At 71.7% G+C, this 23801-nt stretch carries 26 protein-coding genes, 2 pseudogenes and 1 riboswitch; of the genes and pseudogenes, 14 read left to right on the top strand and 14 right to left on the bottom strand.

Annotated features, from left to right (window positions below):
- Positions 1-44 precede the first annotated feature (44 nt).
- A complete protein-coding gene (locus ACZ5DS_RS32465; protein WP_468245647.1) occupies positions 45-2612 on the bottom strand; it encodes an ABC transporter permease in 2568 nt (855 codons plus the stop codon).
- Between the two features lie 4 nt (positions 2613-2616).
- Positions 2617-3429, bottom strand: a complete 813-nt coding sequence (locus ACZ5DS_RS32470; RefSeq protein ID WP_468245649.1) for an ABC transporter ATP-binding protein — start codon at positions 3427-3429, stop codon at positions 2617-2619.
- Between the two features lie 161 nt (positions 3430-3590).
- Between ACZ5DS_RS32470 and ACZ5DS_RS32475 the strand changes: the two genes are divergently transcribed.
- Both ACZ5DS_RS32475 and ACZ5DS_RS32480 read left to right on the top strand, forming a co-directional pair.
- A complete protein-coding gene (locus tag ACZ5DS_RS32475) occupies positions 3591-3833 on the top strand; it encodes a toxin-antitoxin system HicB family antitoxin (RefSeq protein WP_468245652.1) in 243 nt (80 codons plus the stop codon).
- 4 nt (positions 3834-3837) lie between these two features.
- Positions 3838-4212, top strand: a complete 375-nt coding sequence (locus ACZ5DS_RS32480) for a fic family toxin-antitoxin system, toxin component (RefSeq protein ID WP_468245654.1) — start codon at positions 3838-3840, stop codon at positions 4210-4212.
- Between the two features lies 1 nt (position 4213).
- On the opposite strand, the gene ACZ5DS_RS32485 is transcribed toward ACZ5DS_RS32480, so the two are convergent.
- Positions 4214-4906 (bottom strand): class I SAM-dependent methyltransferase, encoded by a 693-nt coding sequence (locus ACZ5DS_RS32485; protein WP_468245656.1) that lies wholly within the window; start codon positions 4904-4906, stop codon positions 4214-4216.
- A 73-nt stretch (positions 4907-4979) separates the two neighbouring features.
- Positions 4980-5372, bottom strand: a complete 393-nt coding sequence (locus tag ACZ5DS_RS32490; protein ID WP_468245659.1) for a lipase family protein — start codon at positions 5370-5372, stop codon at positions 4980-4982.
- Positions 5373-5524: 152 nt separating this feature from the next.
- Between ACZ5DS_RS32490 and ACZ5DS_RS32495 the strand changes: the two are divergent.
- Positions 5525-5791, top strand: a pseudogene (locus ACZ5DS_RS32495) (helix-turn-helix domain-containing protein); the annotation flags it as partial.
- On the opposite strand, the gene bioD reads toward ACZ5DS_RS32495, so the two are convergent.
- From bioD to bioB, 3 genes are read right to left on the bottom strand one after another with little or no spacing between them, the layout of a single operon-like run.
- Entirely contained in the window at positions 5788-6504 is a 717-nt protein-coding gene (bioD, locus tag ACZ5DS_RS32500; protein ID WP_468245660.1) for a dethiobiotin synthase, read from the bottom strand. The pseudogene ACZ5DS_RS32495 and the gene bioD sit on opposite strands and share 4 nt — an antisense overlap.
- A 1-nt stretch (position 6505) precedes the next feature.
- Positions 6506-7795 (bottom strand): adenosylmethionine--8-amino-7-oxononanoate transaminase, encoded by a 1290-nt coding sequence (locus ACZ5DS_RS32505; protein ID WP_468245663.1) that lies wholly within the window; start codon positions 7793-7795, stop codon positions 6506-6508.
- The gene (gene bioB, locus ACZ5DS_RS32510; RefSeq protein WP_468245665.1) at positions 7788-8972 is read right to left on the bottom strand and encodes a biotin synthase BioB; all 1185 of its coding nucleotides are present in this window, start codon (positions 8970-8972) and stop codon (positions 7788-7790) included. Before bioB ends, ACZ5DS_RS32505 begins: the two co-directional genes overlap by 8 nt.
- Positions 8973-9119: 147 nt before the next feature.
- On the opposite strand from bioB, the gene ACZ5DS_RS32515 reads away from it, so the two are divergent.
- The gene (locus ACZ5DS_RS32515; RefSeq protein ID WP_468245667.1) at positions 9120-10247 is read left to right on the top strand and encodes an 8-amino-7-oxononanoate synthase; all 1128 of its coding nucleotides are present in this window, start codon (positions 9120-9122) and stop codon (positions 10245-10247) included.
- Positions 10248-10328: 81 nt separating this feature from the next.
- Here the strand turns inward: ACZ5DS_RS32515 and ACZ5DS_RS32520 are convergent, their stop codons facing one another.
- On the bottom strand, positions 10329-10553 hold the full coding sequence (locus ACZ5DS_RS32520; protein WP_468245670.1) for a DUF397 domain-containing protein: 225 nt from the start codon (positions 10551-10553) through the stop codon (positions 10329-10331).
- Between the two features lie 9 nt (positions 10554-10562).
- On the bottom strand, positions 10563-11423 hold the full coding sequence (locus ACZ5DS_RS32525; RefSeq protein WP_468245672.1) for a helix-turn-helix domain-containing protein: 861 nt from the start codon (positions 11421-11423) through the stop codon (positions 10563-10565).
- A 212-nt stretch (positions 11424-11635) separates the two neighbouring features.
- Here ACZ5DS_RS32525 and ACZ5DS_RS32530 point away from each other — a divergent pair, with 212 nt between their 5' ends.
- On the top strand, positions 11636-12088 hold the full coding sequence (locus ACZ5DS_RS32530) for an ATP-binding protein (protein WP_468245676.1): 453 nt from the start codon (positions 11636-11638) through the stop codon (positions 12086-12088).
- A gap of 106 nt (positions 12089-12194) precedes the next feature.
- On the opposite strand, the pseudogene ACZ5DS_RS32535 reads toward ACZ5DS_RS32530, so the two are convergent.
- Positions 12195-13165 (bottom strand): annotated as a pseudogene (locus tag ACZ5DS_RS32535) (LysR family transcriptional regulator).
- Between the two features lie 83 nt (positions 13166-13248).
- Between ACZ5DS_RS32535 and ACZ5DS_RS32540 the strand changes: the two are divergent.
- On the top strand, positions 13249-13866 hold the full coding sequence (locus ACZ5DS_RS32540) for a LysE family translocator (protein ID WP_468245678.1): 618 nt from the start codon (positions 13249-13251) through the stop codon (positions 13864-13866).
- 64 nt (positions 13867-13930) lie between these two features.
- On the opposite strand, the gene ACZ5DS_RS32545 is transcribed toward ACZ5DS_RS32540, so the two are convergent.
- From ACZ5DS_RS32545 to ACZ5DS_RS32555, 3 genes are all read right to left on the bottom strand, one after another.
- On the bottom strand, positions 13931-14404 hold the full coding sequence (locus tag ACZ5DS_RS32545) for a C40 family peptidase (RefSeq protein WP_468245680.1): 474 nt from the start codon (positions 14402-14404) through the stop codon (positions 13931-13933).
- A 3-nt stretch (positions 14405-14407) separates the two neighbouring features.
- Positions 14408-14631: riboswitch (cyclic di-AMP (ydaO/yuaA leader) on the bottom strand.
- Between the two features lie 340 nt (positions 14632-14971).
- Complete coding sequence (locus ACZ5DS_RS32550) at positions 14972-15280, bottom strand: hypothetical protein (protein ID WP_468245682.1); 309 nt, start codon at positions 15278-15280, stop codon at positions 14972-14974.
- 7 nt (positions 15281-15287) lie between these two features.
- Complete coding sequence (locus ACZ5DS_RS32555; protein WP_468245685.1) at positions 15288-15920, bottom strand: ATP-dependent Clp protease proteolytic subunit; 633 nt, start codon at positions 15918-15920, stop codon at positions 15288-15290.
- A 90-nt stretch (positions 15921-16010) separates the two neighbouring features.
- On the opposite strand from ACZ5DS_RS32555, the gene ACZ5DS_RS32560 reads away from it, so the two are divergent.
- From ACZ5DS_RS32560 to ACZ5DS_RS32595, 8 genes are all read left to right on the top strand, one after another.
- On the top strand, positions 16011-16292 hold the full coding sequence (locus tag ACZ5DS_RS32560) for a type II toxin-antitoxin system Phd/YefM family antitoxin (RefSeq protein ID WP_468245687.1): 282 nt from the start codon (positions 16011-16013) through the stop codon (positions 16290-16292).
- A gap of 223 nt (positions 16293-16515) precedes the next feature.
- A complete protein-coding gene (locus ACZ5DS_RS32565) occupies positions 16516-16818 on the top strand; it encodes an urease subunit gamma (protein WP_093479411.1) in 303 nt (100 codons plus the stop codon).
- Positions 16819-16828: 10 nt separating this feature from the next.
- Entirely contained in the window at positions 16829-17140 is a 312-nt protein-coding gene (locus ACZ5DS_RS32570) for an urease subunit beta (protein ID WP_468245690.1), read from the top strand.
- The gene (locus ACZ5DS_RS32575) at positions 17133-18854 is read left to right on the top strand and encodes an urease subunit alpha (RefSeq protein ID WP_468245692.1); all 1722 of its coding nucleotides are present in this window, start codon (positions 17133-17135) and stop codon (positions 18852-18854) included. The genes ACZ5DS_RS32570 and ACZ5DS_RS32575 overlap by 8 nt, the downstream gene beginning before the upstream one ends.
- A complete protein-coding gene (locus tag ACZ5DS_RS32580; RefSeq protein WP_468245695.1) occupies positions 18854-19528 on the top strand; it encodes an urease accessory protein UreF in 675 nt (224 codons plus the stop codon). The genes ACZ5DS_RS32575 and ACZ5DS_RS32580 overlap by 1 nt, the downstream gene beginning before the upstream one ends.
- Before the next feature lie 15 nt (positions 19529-19543).
- A complete protein-coding gene (gene ureG, locus ACZ5DS_RS32585; protein ID WP_468245696.1) occupies positions 19544-20221 on the top strand; it encodes an urease accessory protein UreG in 678 nt (225 codons plus the stop codon).
- Entirely contained in the window at positions 20218-20976 is a 759-nt protein-coding gene (locus ACZ5DS_RS32590; RefSeq protein WP_468245699.1) for an urease accessory protein UreD, read from the top strand. Before ureG ends, ACZ5DS_RS32590 begins: the two co-directional genes overlap by 4 nt.
- Before the next feature lie 169 nt (positions 20977-21145).
- Positions 21146-22711, top strand: coding sequence for an alpha/beta hydrolase (locus ACZ5DS_RS32595; RefSeq protein WP_468245702.1), 1566 nt, complete (start codon positions 21146-21148; stop codon positions 22709-22711).
- Between the two features lie 51 nt (positions 22712-22762).
- Here the strand turns inward: ACZ5DS_RS32595 and ACZ5DS_RS32600 are convergent, their stop codons facing one another.
- Positions 22763-23779, bottom strand: a complete 1017-nt coding sequence (locus ACZ5DS_RS32600; protein ID WP_468245853.1) for an NAD-dependent epimerase/dehydratase family protein — start codon at positions 23777-23779, stop codon at positions 22763-22765.
- Positions 23780-23801: the final 22 nt, after the last annotated feature.

Here is a 23801-nt window from a genome sequence, read left to right on the forward strand (position 1 = left end):
CGGTGATTCCATCACGCCCGCGACACGCTCAGAAGAAGGCGCCGTCACTCGTGCGCGATCGCCGCCAGCACGTTCATCCGGGACGCCCGCAACGCCGGCAGCAGCGCCGCCACGATGCCCACCACGGCCGAGCCGATCACGACCGCGACGATCGTGCCCCAGGGGATCGCGAGCGCGGTCATGCCCTGCAGGGCCAGCACCTGCTGGGTGCACACGCCCCAGACGAGTCCGAGCCCCAGCCCGAGGACCGCGCCGAACACCGCGATCACCACCGACTCCAGCCGGATCATCCGCCGCAACTGCCGCCGGCCGAGCCCGATCGCGCGCAGCAGCCCGATCTCCCGGGTGCGCTCCACCACCGACAGGGCGAGGGTGTTGACCACACCGAGCACCGCGATGACGATCGCGAGCCCGAGCAGTGCGTACACGAGGTAGAGCAGCACGGCGATCTGGTCGTGGACGAGCTTCTTGTAGTCGGCCTGGTCGCGCACCTGGACCTGCGGGTACGGCTTCAGTGCCCGTTCCAGGCGGGAGCGCAGCTCCTTGGCCCCGGTTCCGGGGGCCGCGTTGACGTAGACCGCGGAGTCCTGGCCGCCGGGCACGTACTTCTCGAGGGTCGCGAGGCCGAAGAAGATGCCGCCCTGGGTGCCGAAGGCCTGGGACCCCTCCTGGTCGGTGAGGGCCCCCACGGTCAGCTCCGCCCGGCGACCGCCCTGGAACTCGACCGGGAGCACACTGCCGACCCGTACGTGGTGGTCCTCGGCGAAGCCGGCGTCCATGGCAAGGTGCCCGTCCGCCAGCGCCGCGGCCGAGCCGCCGCGCGCGTAGGTGATGTGGGCGACGTCGTCGAGCCGGGGGTCGTATCCGGCGGCCGCCGTCTGCACGCGCTTGCCGTCCGGGAGCCGCACGGCGATCGGGGCGATCCGCTGCCGTACGACGAGCCCGACGCCGTCCGTGGCGGACAGGGTGTCCGTGACCTCCTTGGTGAACGGCGTGAAGTTGGCGTTCTGCACGGTGAAGTCGGCGCCCAGTGTCCTGTCGATCTGCCGGTCGAACGACGCGGACATGGAGGCGCTCGCCACCGACATCCCGCCGACCAGCGCGAGGCCCACCATCAGCGCGGCCGCGGTGGCGCCGGTACGACGCGGATTGCGCAGGGCGTTGCGCTGGCTCATCCGGCCGACCGAGCCGAACACCGCGGGGAAGGCGCCGCCCAGTACCCGGATCACCGGCCGGACCAGCAGCGGCCCCGCTATCACGGTCGCGATCAGCGTCAGGACCACGCCGAGGCCCAGCAGGGAGGCCGCCGAGCCGGTCTTCGTGGCCGCCGCGCACCCGGCCAGCGCGGCCGCACCGGCCGCTCCGACCACGGTCCCGACGATCGCCCGCGCCTTCAACGGCTTGCCCACACCGGCGACTTCGGCATCCGCCAGCGCCGCCATCGGTGAGACGGCCGCCGCGCGCCGCGCGGGCAGGTACGCGGCCACGAAGGTGACCCCGACGCCGACGGCGTAGGCCGCGACGGGCGTACCCCAGCCGATGACCATCTCCGTGGCCTTCAGGTTCATCCCGAACACGCTCATCAGCCGGATCAGCCCGAACGCGAGGCCGATCCCGGCCGCGAGGCCCAGCGTGGAGCCGACGACACCGAGCAGCACCGCCTCGGTGAGCACCGACCGCCGCACCTGCCGCCGGTCGGCGCCCAGCGCCCGCAGCAGGCCCAGTTCGCGGGTGCGCTGGGCGATCAGCATGGAGAAGGTGTTGACGATCAGGAAGATGCCCACGAGCACGGCGATGCCGGCGAATCCCAGCATCACGTACTTGATGACGTCCAGGAACCCGCCGAGATCGGCCGCGGCCGACTTGGCCTGCTCGTCGGCGGTCTTCAGGTCGTAGGTGCCGGTACCGATCGCCTGGCCGACGCGGCGCTTGAGGTCCGCGTCGGTCACCCCCTTCGCCGCGTCCACCGAGATGCTGGTGGCCCGGTCGGCGGAGCCGAGCAGCTCGCGGGCGGCCACCGCGGGGTCCAGGTAGACCAGGGCCGCGCCCGGGTTGGTGGTCGTGAACGTGGCGATGCCGACGACCCGGACCCGGAACGTGCCCGGCTGTGCCTGCACGGTCAGCGTGTCGCCGATCCGTACGTGCTTCTTGTCCGCGGTGTCCGCGTCCAGCAGAGCCTCGCCCGCACCGTTCGGCGCATGACCGGAGGTCAGCTTCACCGGGCTGCGACGGGTGACGTACCAGGAGGTGGCGATGGTCGGGGCGCCGGTGGTCGGGCCGACGGACCTGTTGCGGCTGTCGACCACCACCACGTTCTGCACCGCCACGTCCGCGTGGACCGCCGCGACTCCGGCGACCTTCGCCACCTGCTCCTTCAGTGCCGCGGGCACGGTCTGGACCGCGCCGCTCGGCACCGGGGACTTCAGGTCCTCCTTCGGCTCGACCGTCACATCGGCGGAGGACGAGGCGAACAGCCGGTCGAAGGTACGGGTGACGGTGTCGGAGAAGATCAGACTGCCCGCGACGAACGCCACGGACAGCACGACGGCCAGTGCCGACAGCGCCAGCCGCCCCTTGTGCGCGAGGAAACTCCTCAAGGTCGCCTTCAGCACCGGGTCAGTCCTCCAGGGCGGTGCTGTCGTCGCCGAGCCGTCCGCGCACCACGTCGAACGCCTTCATACGCTCCAGCACGGCGTCCGCCGTCGGCCGCTCCATCCGGTCCACGATCCGCCCGTCGGCGAGGAAGAGCACCAGGTCGGAGTGGGCGGCGGCGCCCGGGTCGTGGGTGACCATGACGACGGTCTGCCCGAGGTCGTCCACGGCGCTGCGCAGGAAGCCCAGCACCTCGAGGCCCGCCCGCGAGTCCAGGTTGCCGGTCGGCTCGTCGGCGAAGATCAGCTCGGGCCGCGAGGCCAGCGCCCGCGCGCAGGCGACCCGTTGCTGCTGGCCGCCCGAGAGCTGCGCCGGGCGGTGGGTCAGGCGTCCCCGCAGCCCCAGGGTGTCGATGACCTGGTCCAGCCATGCCTGGTCGGGCTTGCGGCCCGCGATGTTCATGGGCAGCGTGATGTTCTCGGCCGCGGTCAGCGTCGGGATGAGGTTGAACGACTGGAACATGAACCCGACCCGGTCCCGCCGCAGCCGGGTCAGCTCCCGGTCCTTCAGACCGGTGATCTCCGTGGTGCCGAGCCAGACCTGGCCGGCCGACACGCTGTCCAGGCCCGCCAGACAGTGCATCAGCGTGGACTTCCCCGACCCCGAGGGGCCCATCACGGCGGTGAACCGGCCGCGCACGATGTCCACGTCGACCGAGTCCAGGGCGAGCACGGCTGTCTCGCCCGAGCCGTACGCCTTGGTCAGCCCGCGGGCGCCGGCCGCGATCCCGTTGTCCGGCGCCCGGCCCGGCACATGCTCCGCAACAGGTGTGGACAAGACCGCCTCCCGGTCGTCGACTCCCTCGTTCCGGCCGAGACTAGTGTGACCAGTCCCATAGCCGGAATCCCTCCTGCGACCGAGGACGCGGACACCGTGTAAGGGGCACCTTCCCTCGTGCTCCCTTGCCGTTGATAGCACCTGGGCGCTAGCGTCGAAGCATGGCGAAGACCCAGCTGAACGTGCGCGTGGACGAGGACACCGCCCGCGCGGCCCGCGAGCGCGCCCTGGCCCGCGGCATGAGCGTCAACCGCTACATCGAAGAGCTGGTCAGACAGGACGCCGGGGAGGCCGGCCGCGCCTTCGTGGACGCCGCCGCCGACTTCATGAAGCAGTACGAGTCCGTGTTCGCCGAGGAGTTCGCCGAGGCGCGCGGCACCGACTCCGGTGAAGGTCGCAGCTGAACCCTTGAACGATCTCAGCATCGACCTCGCCTGGCTGCTCATGCTCGCCGAACAGAAGACACCCGGGGACCCCCAGGTCACCGACTGGGGCGCGCTGGTCGCCGCCGTCGCCCGCCACCGGGCCGAGATATTCGGCGTGCCCGTCTACGACACCCCGCACGACCGCGCGGCCGCCCTGCTCCAGCTGCTCATCCACGTGCCCGCGCTGGAGCGCTCCAACGCGCTGTTCGCCTCGGCCGTCGCCTACGCCTACCTGGTCGCCAGCGGCCTCAAGATCGCCACCACACCCGAGCAGGTCCGCGACCTCGCCCGCCTGGTGAAGGACGGCGAGGCGAGCCTTGAGGACATCGCCGGGGAACTGCGCCGCTGGAGCCTGTGAATCATCGCCGCACGGGCTCGGCGGGCCGCCAGGCGGTCCCCAGTACCGCGTACGAGGTCGGCAGCTTCGGACCCTTCTCCGGCAGCGACACCCGCCGGTACGGGCCGAGTTCGAAGCCGGCGGTGCGCAGCGCGGCGACCGGCTCCCGGGCCACGTGGCAGCCGCCGCTCAGCGCGGGCCAGAGCGTCCGGTCCAGGGTGCGCTGGGTCAGCGTCATCACCCGGCCGCCGCCCCGGCCGTGCTCGAAGAACCGCACCTCGCCGCCCGGTTTGAGCACCCGCCGTACCTCGCCCAGCGCCCGTGTCACGTCCCGCACGCTGCACAGCACCAGCGACAGCACGGCCGCGTCGAAGGCCTCGCTCTTCACCGGCAGCGCCTCCGCCACTCCGGGCGCCACATCGACCGGCACCGGGGCGTGCAGCGCCGCATCCCGGGCCAACTTCCTGAGCAGCGGCTCCGGTTCGATCGCGACGACCTCCGCGACGGTCTCCGGATAGTGCCCGAAGTTCAGCCCGTTGCCGGCGCCGATCTCGATCACCCGCCCCGACAGCCCGGCGAGCAGCCGCTCGCGCATCCCGGCCAACCCGAGCCGGGTCTCCGCGCCCACACTGATCCGGGCGTAGTACCGGGCGAAGATCGGGTGGTGGACGGGGCTCTGCGCCACCGCGCCGGATCCGGTCGACAACAGCCGCATGGCAACCTCCCGTACAGGTCGGGCCTACGCTGATTGTCCCCCGGAGAAGCCCCGTCGCACCCCGCCCGACACCTCAGGCGATGAAGTCGCGCACCTGTTCGTAGACGCCGTGGTCGTTGTTCATGTCGGTGTGCGCAATGCAGCCGACGTCGACGTTGGTCGCCCCGTTCAGCTCCGCCGAGGTGTCGGGGTTGATCGCCTCGTCGCAGTCCGACCAGTAGGCGGCGTACGCGAGGCTGCCCGGCGTCTCGTCACAGGCGAACAGCTGCGAGGAGCTGTAGCCGTCGGCCTCGAAGTCCGCGACCCAGTCGTCCCAGCTGCTCGCCGAACTGCTGATCCCGTGCACGAAGACGATGGGGTCGTGGCCCGCCGCCTGGGCGGGGGCCGCCGTGAGGGGGAGTGACAGAAGGTGTGTTGCGGTGATCGCCGACAGTGCCGTGGCGATGCGACGCTTGTGGCGCTGCATGATGCCTCCTGAAACGGGTGGGAACGTCAGGAGTGTCGGGAGGGGTCTACGCGCGCCGCATCGGTGAAGTCGCCAGTCTTTACGAGTCAACTAACTCGCCAGTAACGTCGATGGAGTGGTGACTCCGGTCAACCCCCCACCCCAGCACCGCACTCCGTGCCCTCGGCGCCCCGGTGTCCGCGCCCGCCGCCGGCGACCCCGCGGCCCTGCTCACGGCCCAGCAGCTGACGATCGCCCGCATGGCCGCCGAGGGCGCCACCAACCGCGAGATCGCCGACCGGCTGGCGCTCAGCCCCCGTTCCATCGACCACCACCTGCGCGGAGTCTTCACCCGCCTGGGCATCCGCTCCCGGATCGAACTGGTACGACGTCTCGACAGCCCCCAGGACCCTGGGGCCGCTGGACGTACCCGTCCCTAGGGAGCCTCCCGGATCCGGAACGCCTCCGCGTCCCACGTGCCGTCCAGGCGCGGTGCCAGCCAGTTCGGTGCCGCCGCGCGGAAGTCGGCAGGCGGGAGCGCCCCGGCTCCGGCGGGCAGCGCGCCGAGCAGGGGGGCGCCCGCGACCTCCGGGAGGTCCAGCACGTTGCAGCGGGCGGCGAGGTCCGGGGCGCCGGGCCAGCTCCCGATCACGACGCCGGCCAACTCCAGCTCACGCCAGAGCAGTTCACGGGCCGTCAGTTCCGTCGTGTTCAGGGTGCCGAGGCCCGCGGCCGCGACGACCAGCACCGGCGCGTTCAGCAGCCGGGCCGCGTCCGCCAGGGTCCCGCCCGCCGCGTCGAACCGTACGAGCAGTCCGCCCGCCCCCTCGACCAGCACCAGATCGTGCTCGGTCGCCAGCTTGGCCGCGGTCTCGGCCACCTCGTGCGGATGCACCGGTGCCATCCGGGCCCGCCGGGCCGCCGTACCCGGTGCCAGCGGCTCCGGATAGCGGGCCAGTTCGGCGGCCGTCACCGGACCGGCGAGCCGGGCGACCTCGTCCGCGTCCCCGCGCTCGTCCGGCCGTACCCCCGTCTGCGCGGCCTTCAGCACGGCCACCGTACGCCCGGCCGCAAGGGCGGTCGCGGCGACGGCCGCGGTCGTGACCGTCTTGCCGACCTCCGTGCCCGTGCCCGTGATCACCAGTACCGGCATCTCATCCCTCCCGTGCCGCGGCGCACACCGCGCGTGCGATCCGTGCCACGTCCGCGTCCCCGGTGACGTACGGCGGCATCGTGTAGACCAGGTCGCGGAACGGGCGCAGCCACACGCCCTCCCGCACGGCGGCCCGGGTGGCCGCGGCCATGTCCACCTCGTGGTCGAGCTGGACCACTCCGATGGCGCCGAGGACGCGGACGTCCTTGACACCGGGAAGGTCCCCGGCCGGAGCGAGCCCTTCGCGCAGGCCCGCCTCGATCCGCCGGACCTCCGACAGCCAGTCCTGCCCGAGCAGCAGCTCGATGGAGGCGCAGGCCACCGCCGCCGCCAGCGGATTGCCCATGAACGTCGGCCCGTGTGCGAGCACCGGTACCTCGCCCCGCGAGATCCCGTCGGCCACCCGCGCGGTGCACAGCGTGGCCGCCATCGTCATATAGCCGCCGGTCAGCGCCTTGCCCACACACATCACGTCCGGCGTGACGCCCGCGTGGTCCGCCGCGAACAGCGCACCCGTGCGCCCGAAGCCGGTGGCGATCTCGTCGAACACCAGCAGCACGTCGTGCGCGTCGCACGCCTCGCGCAGCACCCGCAGATAGGCGGAGGAGTGGAACCGCATCCCCCCCGCGCCCTGCACCACCGGCTCCACGATCACCGCGGCCAGCTCGTCGGCGTGCCGCTCGATCGCCGAGCGCAGCTGCTCCGCGTACGACTCCTCGTACTCGGTCGGCGGCGGGCCCACGAACACCTGGCGCGGGAGCACCCCGGTCCACAGCTCGTGCATCCCGCCCTCGGGGTCGCACACCGACATCGGCTGCCAGGTGTCCCCGTGATAGCCGCCCCGCCAGGTCAGCAGCCGCTGCTTGCCGGGGCGGCCGAGCGAGCGCCAGTACTGCAGGCACATCTTCACGGCGACCTCGACCGACACCGACCCGGAGTCGGCCAGGAACACATGCTCCAGACCGTCGGGTGACATGTCGACAAGGAGCTTCGCGAGCCGTACGGCGGGCTCGTGCGTGAGCCCGCCGAACATCACATGGCTCATCCGCCCCAGCTGCGCGTGCGCGGCCTCGTTCAGGACCGGGTGGTTGTAGCCGTGGATCGCCGACCACCACGACGACATGCCGTCGACGAGCTCGCCCGAGCCGTCGGCGAGGCGCAGCCGGACCCCGCTCGCCGACTCCACGACGAGCGGTTCGACCCGCCCGGGCATCGGACCGTACGGATGCCACACGTGCCGCCGGTCCAGCTCCAGCAGCTCGGGCACGCTCAGGCCGGACGGGTCAGGCATTGGGTGCGAGATCCGTTCCGGCACCCCGGCGGCGGACGGCGACGAGGTCCGTGCGCGGCTCGTTGACGGCGGGCGCCGCGGCCGTACCGCACACGTCCGCTCCCTCGTGCGAGCCGCAGACGGATCCGCACCCGGCGCTCTCGTGCGAGCCGCAGCCGCCCGCGGCGGCATCCGCCCGGTGTTCCGGCAGGGTCACCTGGTCGGCGCCCTCCACCTCGAAGCCGGCGTCCGCGATCATGTCCAGGTCGGTCTGGCCGGCCTGGCCCTCGCTGGTGAGGTAGTCGCCGAGGAAGATGGAGTTGGCCAGGTGCAGGGCGAGGGGCTGCATCGTGCGCAGGTGGACCTCGCGGCCGCCGGCGATGCGCACCTCCACGTCCGGGCAGACGAAGCGGACCATCGCCAGGATGCGCAGGCAGCGCTGCGGGGTGAGGTTCCACTCGGTGGAGAGCGGGGTGCCCTCCATCGGGATGAGGAAGTTCACCGGAACGGAGTCCGGGTCCAGCTCGCGCAGCGAGAAGACCACGTCCACCAGGTCCTCGTCGGTCTCACCCATGCCCGCGATCAGACCCGAGCAGGCGGACAGGCCGGCCGCGTGCGCCTTCTGCACCGTGTCCACCCGGTCGGCGTACGTGTGTGTGGTCGTGATGTCCCCGTACGTCCCTTCGGACGTGTTGAGGTTGTGGTTGTAGGCGTCCGCGCCGGCCTCGCGCAGCCGTTCGGCCTGGCCGTCGGAGAGCAGGCCGAGGCAGGCGCACACCTCGACGCCCTCGTTCTGGTCCTTGATCGCCTTGATGGTCTGCGAGACGCGGTCCACGTCGCGGTCCGTCGGGCCGCGTCCGCTGGCGACCAGACAGACCCGCTTGGCCCCGCCGGCCAGGCCGGCCGCGGCCGCCTTGGAGGCGTCCTCGGGCTTGAGCCAGGTGTACTTGAGGATGTCGGCCTTGGAGCCGAGCCGCTGGGAACAGTAGGAGCAGTCCTCCGGGCACAGGCCGGACTTGAGGTTGACCAGGTAGTTGAGTTTCACGCGCCGGCCGAACCAGTGCCGGCGCACCTTGCCGGCCGCGGCCACCACATCGAGCAGGTCGTCGTCGGAGGTGGCGAGTACGGCGAGTGCTTCCTCGCGGGTCGGCAGCTCGCGCCGAAGCCCCTTGTCCACCAGCGTGTTCAGCAGGTCCATGGGAGCCGATCCTGTCCTACGGGGCCGCTCCGGGCCAAGGAGAGTTCGCACAACACTGGCAGATCGACGTGTGGGTATTGCCACACCGTGGGCGGCGGGTCGTCCGGCTAGTGTCTGTCCGCTACCTACAAAAGCCCCGGAGGACCCATGGCGTTCGGCTGGATGGACGAGCAGGCCGAGGCGCGCCGCCGCGCAGGACTCGTACGGACCCTGCGCCCGCGCCCCGCCGACTCGCCGCTGCTGGATCTGGCGAGCAATGACTACCTGGGTCTCGCCCACCACCCCGAGGTCGTCGAAGGGGCGGCCGCGGCGGCCCGGACCTGGGGCGGCGGCTCCACCGGCTCCCGGCTGGTCACCGGCACCACCGAGCTGCACACCACGCTGGAGCGCGAACTGGCGGACTTCTGCGGCTTCGAGGCGGCTCTGGTCTTTTCGTCCGGTTATGCCGCGAACCTGGCTGCGGTCACCGTTCTCGGCCCGCACGGCTCCCTGATCGTGTCCGACGCGGGCAACCACGCCTCGCTCATCGACGGCTGCCGCCTCGCCCGGGGCGCCACGCAGGTGGTCGGGCACGCCGACCCGGAGGCCGTGCACAAGGCGCTCGGCACCCACGCCGGGGAGGCGATCGTCGTCTCCGACACCGTGTTCTCCGTCGACGGTGACGCGGCGCCGCTGACCGCCCTGGCCGAGGCCTGCCGGGCGCACGGCGCGGGACTGGTCGTGGACGACGCCCACGGACTCGGCGTGCTGGGCGACGGCGGCCGGGGCGCGGCGCACGCGGCCGGGCTCGCGGGCGCCGCGGACGTGGTCGTCACGGCCACGCTGTCCAAGTCGCTGGGCAGCCAGGGCGGGGTGGTGCTGGGTCCGGCCCGGGTGATCGACCACCTGGTCAACGCGGCCCGGACGTTCATCTTCGACACGGGCCTGGCCCCCGCGGCCGCCGGCGCGGCGCTCGCGGCGCTGCGGCTGCTGCGGCGCGAACCGGCGCGGGCCGGGCGGGCCCGCGGGGTCGCCGCCGAACTGCACGCACGCCTGACCGCCGCGGGTCTGGAGGCGGTACGTCCGGACGCCGCGGTGGTCTCGGTGCGGGCTCCGTCCCCGGAGCAGGCCGTGCGCTGGGCGGCCGACTGCCGTACGGCAGGCCTGGCCGTGGGCTGCTTCCGTCCTCCTTCCGTGCCCGACGGCATCTCACGGCTGAGGCTGACCGCCCGCGCGGACCTCTCCGGGGCCGAGATCGAACGCGCTGTACGTGTGATCGGCGAAACGCGACCATGAGTCGGCGTGACACGGCCGGACTTCGCACGAAAGTGATCGGATCTGATCAGTAGGGATCGGTCGGGTCGGGTCGGAAGGGGATCACCGCAGCGCGGTCACGAAGCCCGCCCAGCTCTCGGGGGAGAAGAGCAGTGCGGGTCCGGCCGGCGTCTTGGAGTCGCGCACGGCGAGCGCTCCGGCCCAGGGGCCGGAGCGCGGCCGGGCCGTCTCCACGCAGTTGTTGGCTCCCGTGCTGTAGCTGCTGCGCAGCCATGGCACGTCGTGCAGATCGGTACTGACAGGGACGTTCCGAGGCAGTGCTGACATGGTGCCTCCTTATGCGCCGTCACCTATCCCGGCGATGAAATCCACCGAGTCCTCCGGGGAAAGGGCGTGGCTCTGAAGGGTGTTGAAGGCCTCCAGGTAAGCCTTGAGGTCTTCTTTCCGTTCCAGGTAGAGGCTACTCGTCAACTGGTCGAGAACAACCACATCCAGATCAGAAGTGCTCGGAAATGAGAAGATAACGAAAGGCCCGGTGAGGCCGACATGCGCCCCCGTGGCGAACGGCAGTACCTGGAGGCGGACTTGGGGCAGACGGGCGGCCTCGATCAGTCGCTCCAGCTGCCGCGCCATCACCTCGGGCCCGCCGATCTCGCGCCGCAGCACCGCCTCGTCCAGTACCGCGCTCAGCTCCAGCGGCGGGTCGGAGCGCAGCACGTCCTGCCTGGCCAGCCGCACCTCCACCAGCGCGTCCAGGCGCTCCTCGTCCACCCCCTCCACGGCCGCCCGGGTCACGGCGCGGGCGTACTCGGGCGTCTGCAGCAGCCCGGGGATCACGGTGGTCTCCAGGGTGCGCATCCCGCTGGCCTGTGACTCCAGGCTGATGAAATCCCGGTAGGTGGGCGGCAGGATTCCGCGATAGGCGTGCCACCACCGGCTGCGTCCGCCGGCCTCCTCGGACCCCGCCAACATCAGCAGCAACTCACGCAGTTGGCCGTCGCGCACCCCGTAGGCGTCGAGGAGTAACCGTACATCGGCCGGTTTCACCCCACTGGCGCCGGTCTCGATGCGGCTGACCTTCGACTGGTGCCAGCCCACGAGACGGGCCGCCTCACCGCTCGTGAGCCCCGAATCGGTACGCAGCGCGCGCAGTTCGGCGCCCAGTTTGCGGCGCCGCACCGCGGGACCGTTCTGCATGGGTACTCCCTACTCCTTCCAGGCCGCCCAAATACGGTCTCGCGTCGCAGAGTTCACCGCTTTGAGCGACAGATATATGCATATCTCGGTGGATCGCTCCCCTGACCGGCCCGGTGATGGCAGTCTGGCGGCGAATGCACCAGTCCGGGACCGTACTCGAACCATCCGCTCCTCGTCGGACTGCGGTCCCGTGGGAAAGGGACGACGTCGCCATGGCAGACCATTTGGAAGCATCCGTCACTCTGCCGAGCGATCCCGCCTCGGTCTCCGCCGCTCGCTCCTACGTGGTGGGAACCCTTGCGGAGTGGGGCCTGCCGTCGGACACCGAAGTGGCCGACACCGTACGGCTGATCGTCTCCGAACTCGCCACCAACGCCGTACAGCACACCTTCGGGCAGTCACCCACGTTCACGGTCGACATCGCGCTGCACCATGACGAACACCTGCGCATCGGCGTCACGGACAGCCATCCGCGCTTTCCGAAGAGACTGCCCGCGGCCGTCCAGCAGGACAACGGCCGCGGCCTGGTCATCATCCGCTGGCTCACCGCCGAGTGCGGCGGCAGGCTCCGCATCCGCCCCACCCGCGAAGGCGGCAAGACGGTCTCCATCGAACTCCCCTGGACCATCCCGGCCGAACCGATCCCGGCGGGCCAGGAGCCCTGACCCGCCTCCCTGGACGCCGTGTCCCCGTCAGGCACGTGCACGGCTCCGACGCGGTCTTCTTCGCCATCGAGGCAGCGTAGCCAAGCCCACCCGGCCGGGCGACGGACTACAGGGACGGGCGCTGACGCAGCGGTGTCTGCTGGGCGCGGCCGAACGCGCCGTGCAGCAGGGCCCGGAAGGCCTCCGCCGCCGGAGCGACCTCGTCGGCCCGGTAGGCGACCGAGATCGTGCGGCTCAGACGCCCCGCCTCCAGCGGCCGCACCCCGACCGGAGTGACCGCGGTCCACGCCACCATCTCCGGTACGACAGCCACCCCGAGCCCGGCGCTGACCAGCGCGCACACCACGGCGTACCCGGGGGTCGGCACCAGGAGCGCAGCGGTGGCGCCCGCCTCGGCGAGCAGCGCCTCCACCTCCCGCCGCGCCGGATGATGCGGCGCCATGCTGATCAGCGGCTGCCCGGCCAGCTGCTCCAGCGGCAGCCGCGACGAGGCACTGCTCAGGGCGTGCCCCGGGGCCGTCACCAGCACCAGTTCCTCCACCAGGACCGGCTCCAGCGCGACCGAGGCCGGCACCGGGGCGGCCTCGCCCGGGTGATAGGCGTGGGTCAGCGCCAGGTCCACCTCACCGGCCGCCACCGCGAGGACCCCGGCCGGCGGGTCGTAGTCGGCGACCGACAGCTCGACATCCGGATGCGCCCGGCGGAATGCGCTCAGCGCCGGCGGCAGCAGATGGACGCCTGCGGTCGGGAAGGTGCCGAGCCGCAGCACTCCGCCCGACAGACCGGTCAGCCGCGCCAGTTCGTGCCGGGCCTGCTCCAGCTCGTCCAGCACCCTCCCCCACTGCCTTAAAGGCGTGGGAGGTACCCCCAGGCCCGCGTCACCAGCACCTGGCCCGCCTCGGTCAGCCGGGCCCCGCGGTGATGCCGTACCAGCAGCGTCGTGCCCGCCTCCCGCTCCAGCTTCGCCAGCTGCTGGGAGAGGGCGGGCGGCGTGTAGCCGAGCTGGTCGGCGGCCCGCGTGATGGAGCCCGCCTCCGCTACGGCGACCAGCGCGGCCAGCCGGGTGGGGTCGTACATGGTGCCAGCCTAAAGCACTGCTTAAGGCTCGCCTTTCTGATTCGAAATACCTGCTGAAGGCTCTCTGCAGGCACGCTGGCCCCATGGACGGACAGCTCATCGCCTTCACCGGGATCGCCGCCGGACTCGTCGCCATGCCGGGCGCCGACTTCACGGTGGTCGTACGCAACGCCCTGGTCTCCCGCCGGGCCGGCGCGGTCTGCGGACTGGGTATCGCGGGCGGCCTGCTGGTGCACACCACACTTGCGGTGGCCGGGGTCGCGGCCGTGCTGGTCGCCGTACCCGCGCTCTTCCGCGCGCTGCAACTGCTGGGCGGCGCCTATGTGCTGCAGCTCGGTGTGCGGACCCTGTGGTCGCTGCGGCGGCCCGCCGCCGGTACCGACGAGACGGCGCCGTCGGCCGGGCACCCGCTCCGGCAGGGCTTCGTCACCAACGTCCTCAACCCGAAGGCCTCGCTGACCTTCCTCAGCCTGCTGCCCCAGTTCGTGCCGTCCGGCGGTTCCGCTCTGCCCAGGACGCTGCTGCTCGCGCTGATCGTCTGCGCGCTGGCGCTGGCGTGGTTCCAGGTGGTCGCCCTGCTGGTGGACCGGCTCGGCCGGTGGCTGCGCCGGCCCCGGGCCGCCCGCATGCTGCAGACGGGCACCGGGGTGGCGCTGACGGCGCTCGGAGCGGCCCTGCTGCTGGAGCCGCTCCTGACCTGAGAGCCTGTCTCTGAACCCCCGTCGGGGCGCAGGCGGGGGTTCAGAGACAGGCTCTGAACCGGTGTCAGCTGACCCGGCCGTACCAGACGCTCCTGCTCCAGATCTTCTCCAGCCGCACCACGGACCCGGTCTTCGGGGCGTGCCAGATCTTGCCCTTACCGGCGTAGATGCCGACGTGGTAGACGCTGGAACCCGAGTGGAAGAACACCAGGTCGCCGGCCTTGCGGTTCCTGGCCGAGATGTGGTGCGTCTTGTTGTACTGCTGGGCGGCCGTACGCGGCAGCTTCTTGCCCGCCTTCTTGAACGAGTAGAGCGTCAGCCCCGAGCAGTCGAACCTGCGCGGCCCGGTGGCCCCCCACGCGTACGGGGCGCCCTTCTTGGAGGCCGCGATCTGGAGTGCTTTCGTCGCCAGAGTGGCGGCCGAGGCCTCGTTGGCGAGGCCCGGGACCGCGATCGAGCCGCCCACGGCGGCAAGGGTGAGAGCCGAGGCCGTACCGGCCCGGGCCATGAGCGACGGGACACGATTGAGCGCAGTCATGCGCAACCCTTCGTCAGCCGCCTGTGAAGGATGACCTGTCGGATTCGGGCTGGCGAAGTTGCCCGGCCGCGTTGCCGCGGCTTCACCCCAAGGGCTGCTCGGCACGACCGCCCGTCTGCGACGAACGTCCGTCCCGGCGACCCGTCTTGCTTGGGTCCTCCACTCCTGCCGATCCACTCCTGTCGACCGGTCATCCGGGCGGCGGCAGGATTCGGCGTCCGCCCGGACCGCCCCGCCGTTGTGGCGGGGGCTTGTCGTCAGACACGGATCTTGACTCACAGCGGTCGGAAAATCCCAACGGAATCGGGAGTTTGTGGCGTTACTCACCACTCGCCCGTTCGGGTGGACACTGCTCTGTTCGAGTCGCCGTCAGATCCCGTACGTAGCCCCCGACCTGCGGTGGAGCAGGTCTGCGGAGAGCCCGGAACCCGTGTGCTGCGCAAGTCGGGAGGCCTCGAAAGAAATCTGAAGATACGTCGGCCGGGGGTAGGCCATTCGTGCGGTTTCCCGTCCGGCTCGGACGGCACGTCGACATGCGGGCCCCGCCGGGCCGGACGCGCGTCCGGATCAGCCGACGCAGTCCGGCGGGAGCACGACGCGAGCAGTGCGGCGCTCTCCGTCGAGCACCCTCAACGCCCGTGCCAGCGTGTCCCCGTGCAGCTCCGATTCGCCCCGTCGGTGCATGAGGGCGAGCGCGTCGCGCAGTTCGGCCGCCTTGCGCACCAGGGCCTGCGCCGCGCGCAGCCCACGATAGGTGTCCCCGGTCTGCGCCGGGTTGATCCGGCCCAGCAGGTCGACCGCCTCCAGGTAACGGTCGATCAACTCGCCCTCGGCACAGGTCAGTGCGGGCAGCGGAGGAAGCTCGGGTGGCAGCACCGACTCCTCACCCCGCGTACGTGCCGGGGGTAGCCCTACGGCTCGGAAGGACGCCGTCCACCAGGCCGTACGCCAGTGCGCCCGGCGCGTCCAGCACCAGGTCCCGCTCCAGGTCCCGGGCGACCTGCCCGGCGTCGCGCCCGGTGTGCCGGACGAGCATCTCCTCCATCAGCGTGCGCATCCGGGTCAACTCCTCGGCCTGGATGAGGAGGTCGCTCGGCTGCCCCTGCGCCGGCTCCGGCAGCGAGGGCTGCCGCAGCACAACACGCGCGCCGGGCAGGATGAACCGCCTGCCCGGCGTCCCGGCCGCGAGCAGTACCGCGGCGGCCGAGGCCGCCTGGCCGAGGCAATAGGTCTCCACATCGCAACTGACGTACCGCATCGTGTCGTAGACCGCCGTCATCGCACCGAACGAGCCGCCCGGGCAGTTGAGGTACAGCGTGATGACCTGGTCCGGGGCGGTGTGTTCGAGCTGCATGAACTGTGTGATCACATCGGTCGCCGCCGTGTCGTCGAGCGGTGTCCCGAGGAAGACGATCCGGTTCTCGAACAGCTTCGAGTAGGGATCCAGTGTGCGGTGGCCCGTGCTCGTGCGTTCGGAGAACTCGGGCAGGACGTGGCGGGCGGACGGTCGGGTCATGGGCATACCCCTTCCTCGGCGCGACAGGGCCTCGGGCGGCCTCGCTTCTGTAAAAAATGTACAGGACGTACATGACGTTATGATGGGGACATGGCCTACGAGATTCCGGTGACCCAAGCCAGGGCTGAGCTCGCCGACCTGATCAACCGGGTGGTGTACGGCGGTGAGCGCGTCGTCGTGACCCGGCACGGCAAGCCGTTGGTCGCGCTGGTCTCGGCCGCCGACCTGGAGCGGCTCGATGCCCTCGACGAGCCGGCCGGGGGGGAGCAGGTGGTCACGTCGGTGTCCCGTGTTCGCGAGGTCGAGCCCGCGGCCCAGGAGCGGCAGCGCTTCGGGATCGCGGCGGAGCACCGGGGTCCCGGCGTCTCGTAGCCGGGTATGTGCGGGCCCATCACGCAGTCATGTGTTGATCAAGGTCTGGTTAACGTCGCTGAAACTCCGGCGAACTAGCCTGCCGATCCACGTCACCAGGGGTTTCTCTGCCCGGATTGATCACCATCGGGGCAAATTTGTCTGTGTGTTACACCTATCCCCGTCGTGGTGGCTGCGGCAACCGGACCCCGCACGGTCCGGAGCAAGGACTGTGAGGTGGGACGTGCAACTGACCCCGCACGAACAAGAGAGACTGCTGATCCATGTGGCGGCCGACGTGGCCGAGAAGCGCAGGGCCCGTGGGCTCAGGCTCAACCACCCGGAAGCGGTCGCCCTCATCACGTCGCACATCCTGGAGGGCGCGCGCGACGGCCGTACGGTCGCCGAGCTGATGTCCTCCGGCCGCAAGCTCCTGACCAGGGACGACGTCATGGACGGGGTCCCGGAGATGATCCACGACGTACAGGTCGAGGCCACCTTCCCGGACGGCACCAAGCTCGTCACCGTCCACGAACCGATCATCTGAGGGGGCCGCGATGATTCCCGGAGAGGTTCTTTTCGCGGACGGCCCGGTCGTCTGCAACGAGGGCCGTGAGGTCACCCGGCTCACCGTCCTCAACGCCGCCGACCGGCCCGTCCAGGTCGGCTCCCACTACCACTTCGCCGAGGCCAACCCCGGCCTGGAGTTCGACCGGGCCGCCGCGCGCGGCAAGCGGCTGAACGTCGCCGCCGGCACCGCCGTGCGCTTCGAGCCCGGCATCCCCGTCGCCGTCGAACTCGTGCCCCTCACCGGCGCCCGGATCGTGCCCGGACTGCGCGGGGAGACCGGAGGTGCCCTCGATGCCTGAGATCTCCCGCGCCGCCTACGCCGACCTGTTCGGACCCACCACCGGCGACCGCATCCGGCTCGCCGACACGGACCTGCTGATCGAGATCGAGGAGGACCGCTCCGGCGGCCCCGGACTCGCCGGGGACGAGGCGGTCTTCGGCGGCGGCAAGGTCATCCGCGAATCCATGGGGCAGTCGCGTGCCACGCGCGCCGACGGCACCCCCGACACGGTCATCACCGGTGTCGTCATCGTCGACCACTGGGGGATCGTCAAGGCCGACGTCGGCATCCGCGACGGCCGGATCACCGGCATCGGCAAGGCGGGCAACCCCGACACGATGGACGGGGTGCATCCGGATCTGGTCATCGGTCCGGAGACCGAGATCATCGCCGGCAACGGGCGCATCCTGACGGCCGGCGCCATCGACGCGCACGTCCACTTCATCTGCCCGCAGATCGCCGACGAGGCGCTCGCCTCCGGCATCACCACCCTGGTCGGCGGCGGCACCGGACCGGCCGAGGGCTCCAAGGCGACCACCGTGACGCCCGGACCCTGGCACCTGGCCCGGATGCTGGAGGCGATGGAGCAGTACCCGCTCAACATCGGCCTCCTCGGCAAGGGCAACACCGTCTCGCACGAGGCGATGCTCTCCCAGATCCGCGGCGGCGCCCTGGGCCTGAAGCTGCACGAGGACTGGGGCTCCACCCCGGCCGTCATCGACGCGTCCCTGACCGTCGCCGAGCGCACCGGCATCCAGGTCGCCATCCACACCGACACCCTCAACGAGGCCGGTTTCGTGGGCGACACGCTCGCCGCGATCGCCGGCCGCGGCATCCACGCGTACCACACCGAGGGAGCCGGCGGCGGGCACGCGCCGGACATCATGACCGTGGTCTCCGAGCCGCATGTGCTGCCCAGCTCGACCAACCCGACCCGGCCCTTCACCGTCAACACCGCCGAGGAACACCTCGACATGCTGATGGTGTGCCACCACCTGAACGCGGCGGTACCGGAGGACCTGGCCTTCGCCGAGTCCCGGATCCGGCCGTCGACCATCGGCGCGGAGGACATACTCCACGACCTCGGCGCGATCTCGATCATCTCCTCCGACTCCCAGGCGATGGGCCGGGTCGGCGAGGTCGTCCTGCGCACCTGGCAGACCGCGCACGTGATGAAGCGGCGGCGCGGCGCGCTGCCCGGCGACGGCCGCGCGGACAACCGGCGGGTACGGCGCTACGTCGCCAAGTACACGATCAACCCGGCGCTCGCCCAGGGCCTGGCCCGCGAGATCGGCTCCGTGGAGACCGGCAAGCTCGCCGACCTGGTGCTGTGGGAGCCCGCGTTCTTCGGGGTCAAGCCGCACCTCGTCATCAAGGGCGGCCAGATCGCGTACGCGCAGATGGGTGACGCCAACGCCTCCATCCCGACGCCGCAGCCGATCCTGCCCCGGCCGATGTACGGGGCGATCGGACGGGCACCGGCCGCCAACTCGTTCAACTTCGTGGCGCCGCTGGCCATCGAGGACGGGCTGCCGGAGCGGCTGCAGCTGGGCAAGCGCTTCGTCGCCATCGACTCCACGCGCGGGGTGACCAAGGCGGACATGCGGGAGAACGACGCGCGTCCCGAGGTGCGGGTCGACCCCGACAGCTTCGCGGTGCACATCGACGGCGAGCTGGTCGAGGCGGCACCGGCCGCCGAACTGCCCATGGCCCAGCGCTACTTCCTCTTCTGATGGCCAGGGCAGCACTGCTCGTCCTGGCCGACGGCCGCTTCCCCGCCGGAGGGCACGCGCACTCCGGCGGGGCGGAGGCCGCCGTCAAGGCGGGCCGGATCACCTCCGCCGCGAGCCTGGAGGACTTCTGCCGGGGGCGGCTGCACACCGCCGGGCTGGTCGCGGGGGCTTTGGCCGCTGCCGCTGCCCTGGGCGTCGACCCCCGGGAGCTGGACGCGGCGGCGGACGCCCGCACGCCCTCACCCGCCCTGCGGACCGCCGCGCGCAGGCTCGGCCGGCAGCTGATGCGGGCCGCGCGGGCGAGCTGGCCCTCTGTCGAACTCGACGCTCTGGCAGGGGAGTTCCCCAAGGGAGCCCATCAGCCGGTCGTGCTCGGCGTGGCGGCGAGGGCGGCCGGTCTGGGCCCCGTGGACGCTGCGTACTGCGCGGCGTACGAGAGCGTGAGCGGACCGGCGACAGCCACCGTGCGTCTGCTGAGCCTCGACCCGTTCGACGCGACGGGCGTACTGGCCCGGCTGGCACCCGAGCTGGATCGTGTCGCGGATATGGCGGTGGAGGCGGCGCACAGGGCGCTCCACGAGGGCGTCGATGCCCTGCCCGCAGCGTCGGGGCCGCTGTTGGAAGTCGGTGCGGAGTGGCACGCGGCCTGGCCCGTGCGACTGTTCGCATCATAGAAACTGGAGCCGTACATGCACCTCGACCACACCCACCACGGTCCCTCCGCCGTCAGCGCGGACGCGCACCGCCCCGACGGCTCGCGCCGCGCCCTGCGCATCGGGCTCGGCGGGCCCGTCGGCTCGGGGAAGACCGCGACCGTCGCCGCGCTGTGCCGGGCGTTGCGCGACGAGCTGTCGCTGGCCGTCGTCACCAACGACATCTACACCCGCGAGGACGCCGAGTTCCTGCTCCGGGAGGCCGTGCTGCCGCCCGAGCGGATCACGGCCGTGGAGACCGGCGCCTGCCCGCACACCGCGATCCGCGACGACATCTCCGCCAACCTCGAGGCCGTGGAGGACCTCGAGGACGCGGTCGGGCCGCTGGACCTGATCCTCGTCGAGTCCGGCGGGGACAACCTGACCGCCACCTTCTCCAGGGGACTGGTGGACGCACAGATCTTCGTGATCGACGTGGCCGGCGGTGACGACATCCCGCGCAAGGGCGGGCCCGGCGTCACCACCGCCGACCTGCTCGTCGTCAACAAGACCGACCTCGCGCCGTACGTCGGCTCCGACCTCGCCCGGATGGCCGCCGACGCCAAGGCGCAGCGGGCCGAACTCCCCGTCGTCTTCCAGTCGTTGCGCGACGAGACGGGCGTCGCGGACGTGGCCGCCTGGGTGCGCGAGCGGCTCGCCGCGTGGACGGTATGACGGCGACCGGCGTCCGGGCGCACGCACGGATCGTCGCCCGCGCCGACGGACGCGGTGGTACGGCCCTGCCCGTGCTGGACGGCGACGGCCCGCTGGCGCTGCGCCGCACCCGGGCGAGCGGCGGCGAGGCACGCGTGATGGTCGTCGGTGCGATGAGCGGCCCGCTCGGCGGCGACCGCTTCGCGCTGGACGCGCGCGTGGAGGAGGGCGCACGGCTGCACGTCGGGTCGGCCGCCGCCACCCTCGCGCTCCCGGGACAGACCAAGGGCGAGGCCCGCTACGACGTACGGCTCGACGTGGCCGACCGCGGCGAGCTGCACTGGCTGCCCGAACAGCTGATCTCGGCCGGCGGCAGCGACCTCCACGTCACCACCCGGGCTGAACTCGGCGCCGGTGCACGGCTCGTGCTGCGCGAGGAGCAGGTGCTCGGCCGGGTCGGGGAGGAACCCGGGCGGCTCACCAGCCGGCTCACGGTGCGCGTCGCGGGCCGTACCGTGCTGGACCAGGAGCTGTCCTGCGGGCCCGGGGCACCGGGCGGCTGGGACGGACCCGCCGTGCTCGCCGGACACCGGTCGGTCGGCCAACTGGTCGTCATACGGCCCGAGTTCGCCGAGCAGCCGCCCGCCGCGCGGATGCTGGGGGAGAGCGCCGCGCTGGTACCGCTCGCCGGGCCCGCCGTACTGGTCAGCGCCGTGGCCCCCGACGCGCTCGGGCTGCGCCGACTGCTCGACGAGGCCCTGACCCTGCTCGCCTAGTGTGCTCCGCTCAACGGGACGCGGGCGTCCGTTTATCGGATTGGTAAAGAAAAGCCGGAACCCCCTGTTCTCAGACGCCTCACAGCCGAGAAGATCCCCGCCTGACCACTTCTGAGAATCTGTACGGGGAGGGGCCCACTTGAGGGAGAACAGACCGAAGAGCCGCCTGATGGCACTCGGTTCGGCCGGAGCACTCGTCACCGCGACCCTGATAGCCGGCGCGGTGTCCGCGCCCGCGGCCAGCGCCGACAGCCGCCACGGACAGGACCGCGAGGCCAGGGGCGCCGCCATCGCCGCCGCCCGTGCCGCCAAGGCCGGCATCGACTGGCAGGACTGCCCCGCCGACTGGGGGCTGGAGAAGCCCATCCAGTGCGGGTGGGTCTCCGTTCCGCTCGACTACGCAAAGCCGTACGGCAAGCAGATCAAGCTCGCCGTCGACCACATCGGCAACACCGGCACCAAGAACGACCGCCAGGGCGCCCTGGTCTACAACCCCGGCGGCCCCGGCGGCTCCGGACTGCGCTTCCCGCGCCGGGTCGTCACCAAGAACCCCATCTGGGCGAACGTCGCGAAGGCCTACGACTTCGTGGGCTTCGACCCGCGCGGCGTCGGCCACTCGGCGCCCATCTCCTGCATCGACCCGCAGGAGTTCGTCAAGGCGCCCAAGGCCGACCCGGTGCCGGACACCCAGGCCGACAAGACCGCCCAGCGCAAGCTGGCCCGCGCGTACGCGGACGGCTGCGCCAAGCGGAGCGGCGCCATGCTGCCCCACATGACCACGCCGAACACCGCCCGCGACCTGGACGTCGTCCGGGCCGCGCTGGGCGAGAAGAAGCTCAACTACCTCGGCGTCTCCTACGGCACCTACCTCGGCGCCGTCTACGGCACCCTCTTCCCGGGCCACCTGCGCCGCATGGTCGTGGACAGCGTGGTCAACCCCTCCCGCGAGAACATCTGGTACCAGGCCAACCTGGACCAGGACGTCGCCTTCGAGGGCCGCTGGAAGGACTGGGAGGACTGGATCGCCGCGAACGACGCCACCTTCCACCTCGGCACCACCCGCGCCGCCGTCCAGGCCAAGTGGCTCGACCTGCGCGCCACCGCCAAGAAGAACCCCATCGGTGGGGTCGTCGGCCCGGCCGAGCTGATCTCGTTCTTCCAGAGCGCCCCGTACTACGACTCCTCGTGGGTGCCGGTGGCGACCGTCTTCAGCAAGTACGCCGCCGGTGACACCAAGGCGCTCGTCGACGCGGCCGCCCCCGACCTGTCGGACACGGCCGGCAACATCAGTGCGGAGAACGGCAACGCCGTCTACACCGCCGTCGAGTGCGCCGACGCCAAGTGGCCCACCAGCTGGCAGAAGTGGGACCGGGACAACACCCGGCTCAACAAGGACTACCCGTTCATGACCTGGGCCAACGCCTGGATGAACCTGCCCTGCGCCACCTGGCCGACGAAGCAGCTGACCCCGGTGGACGTCAAGACCCACCGAGGCCTGCCGCAGGTGCTGATCGTGCAGTCCACGCGTGACGCGGCGACCCCGTACCAGGGCGCCGTCGAACTGCACAAGCGCTTCAAGGGCTCCCGCCTGATCACCGAGAAGGGCGCGGGCTCCCACGGTGTGACCGGCCTGGTCAACCCGTGCATCAACGAGCGGGTCGACAGCTACCTGCTCGGCGGCAAGCTGGACACCTCCGACGTGACCTGCGCACCGCACGCGACGCCCAAGCCGTAACCCCTCCGGTACGGCGACGAGGGGCGGCCGGACTCTCCGGCCGCCCCTTCGTCATGCCTCCGTAAGCCAGGCGTCCTCGGCCGCGTAGTCGAAGAGGCCGGGATAGACCTGCGCGAGCAGCGGAAAACACTCCCGCCAGTCCCGCTCGGCCAGTTGGCGGCGCAGCCACTCCACGGTCTCCGGCAGGCTGTCCTCGTACGACACCACCGGCCGGTAGTCCAACTCCCGCTCGGCGGCGGACATGCCGAAGACGGCGGGCAGCGGCACCGACCACGGAGTCGCACCCACGGACTCGGCGGGCGGCGGCCCGTCCACGAGCGTGGTCCGCGTCTCCACGCCCATGACCACGTCGATCGCCGCCCCGATCCCGGCGACCGTCGGCATCTGCGGATCACAGGCGTTGAGCACCCGCGACCCGGGCCGGGCCGCGGCCAGCCGGACCAGTTCGGCGATGTTCCGGGCGCTCGCCGGATGGAACCGGCTCTCCCCGCCGTACGCGAGAACTCGCCTGTCCCGCCCGTCCAGGTTCCGCTTCACGAAGTACAGCTCGCGGGGGAGCGGGCTGTACGGCCCGTGCACCGCGCCCGCCCGCAACACGGTCGTCGGCAACTCCCCGCCCACAGCGAGCAGTTCATGCTCCAAGGCGGCCTTTCGGGTGCTGTAGGTCGCCTCGCCCGGCGCGACCGTCGGCTGGGCCTCCGTGACCGGCACCGGGTACACCGGGAAGCCGTCGGGCTCGTCCTGGGTGTCGAAGCCCCGCCCCTTGCCGTCCTCGTACACCGACACGCTGGAGACGACCACCGCGGAGCCGACCCGGCCCGCGAAGGCCGTCAACTGCCGTGCGTGCCCGGCGTCGTACGCGACCACGTCCACTACCAGGTCACAACCGTCCCCCACCACGGCCGCGAGCGCCGCGTCGTCGGAATGGTCCAGCCGGACCGCCCGCACCCCCTCGCCCCACGACGCGTCCCGGCCACCACCCCGCGAGGCGGCCGTCACCTCCCAGCCGTCCCGTTCCAGCGCCGCCACCGCCGGACGGCCGATCTGCCCGCTCGCCCCGATCACCACAGCCCGTTTCATGCGGTGAGCC

This window comes from Streptomyces sp. NPDC031100 (assembly GCF_055570785.1).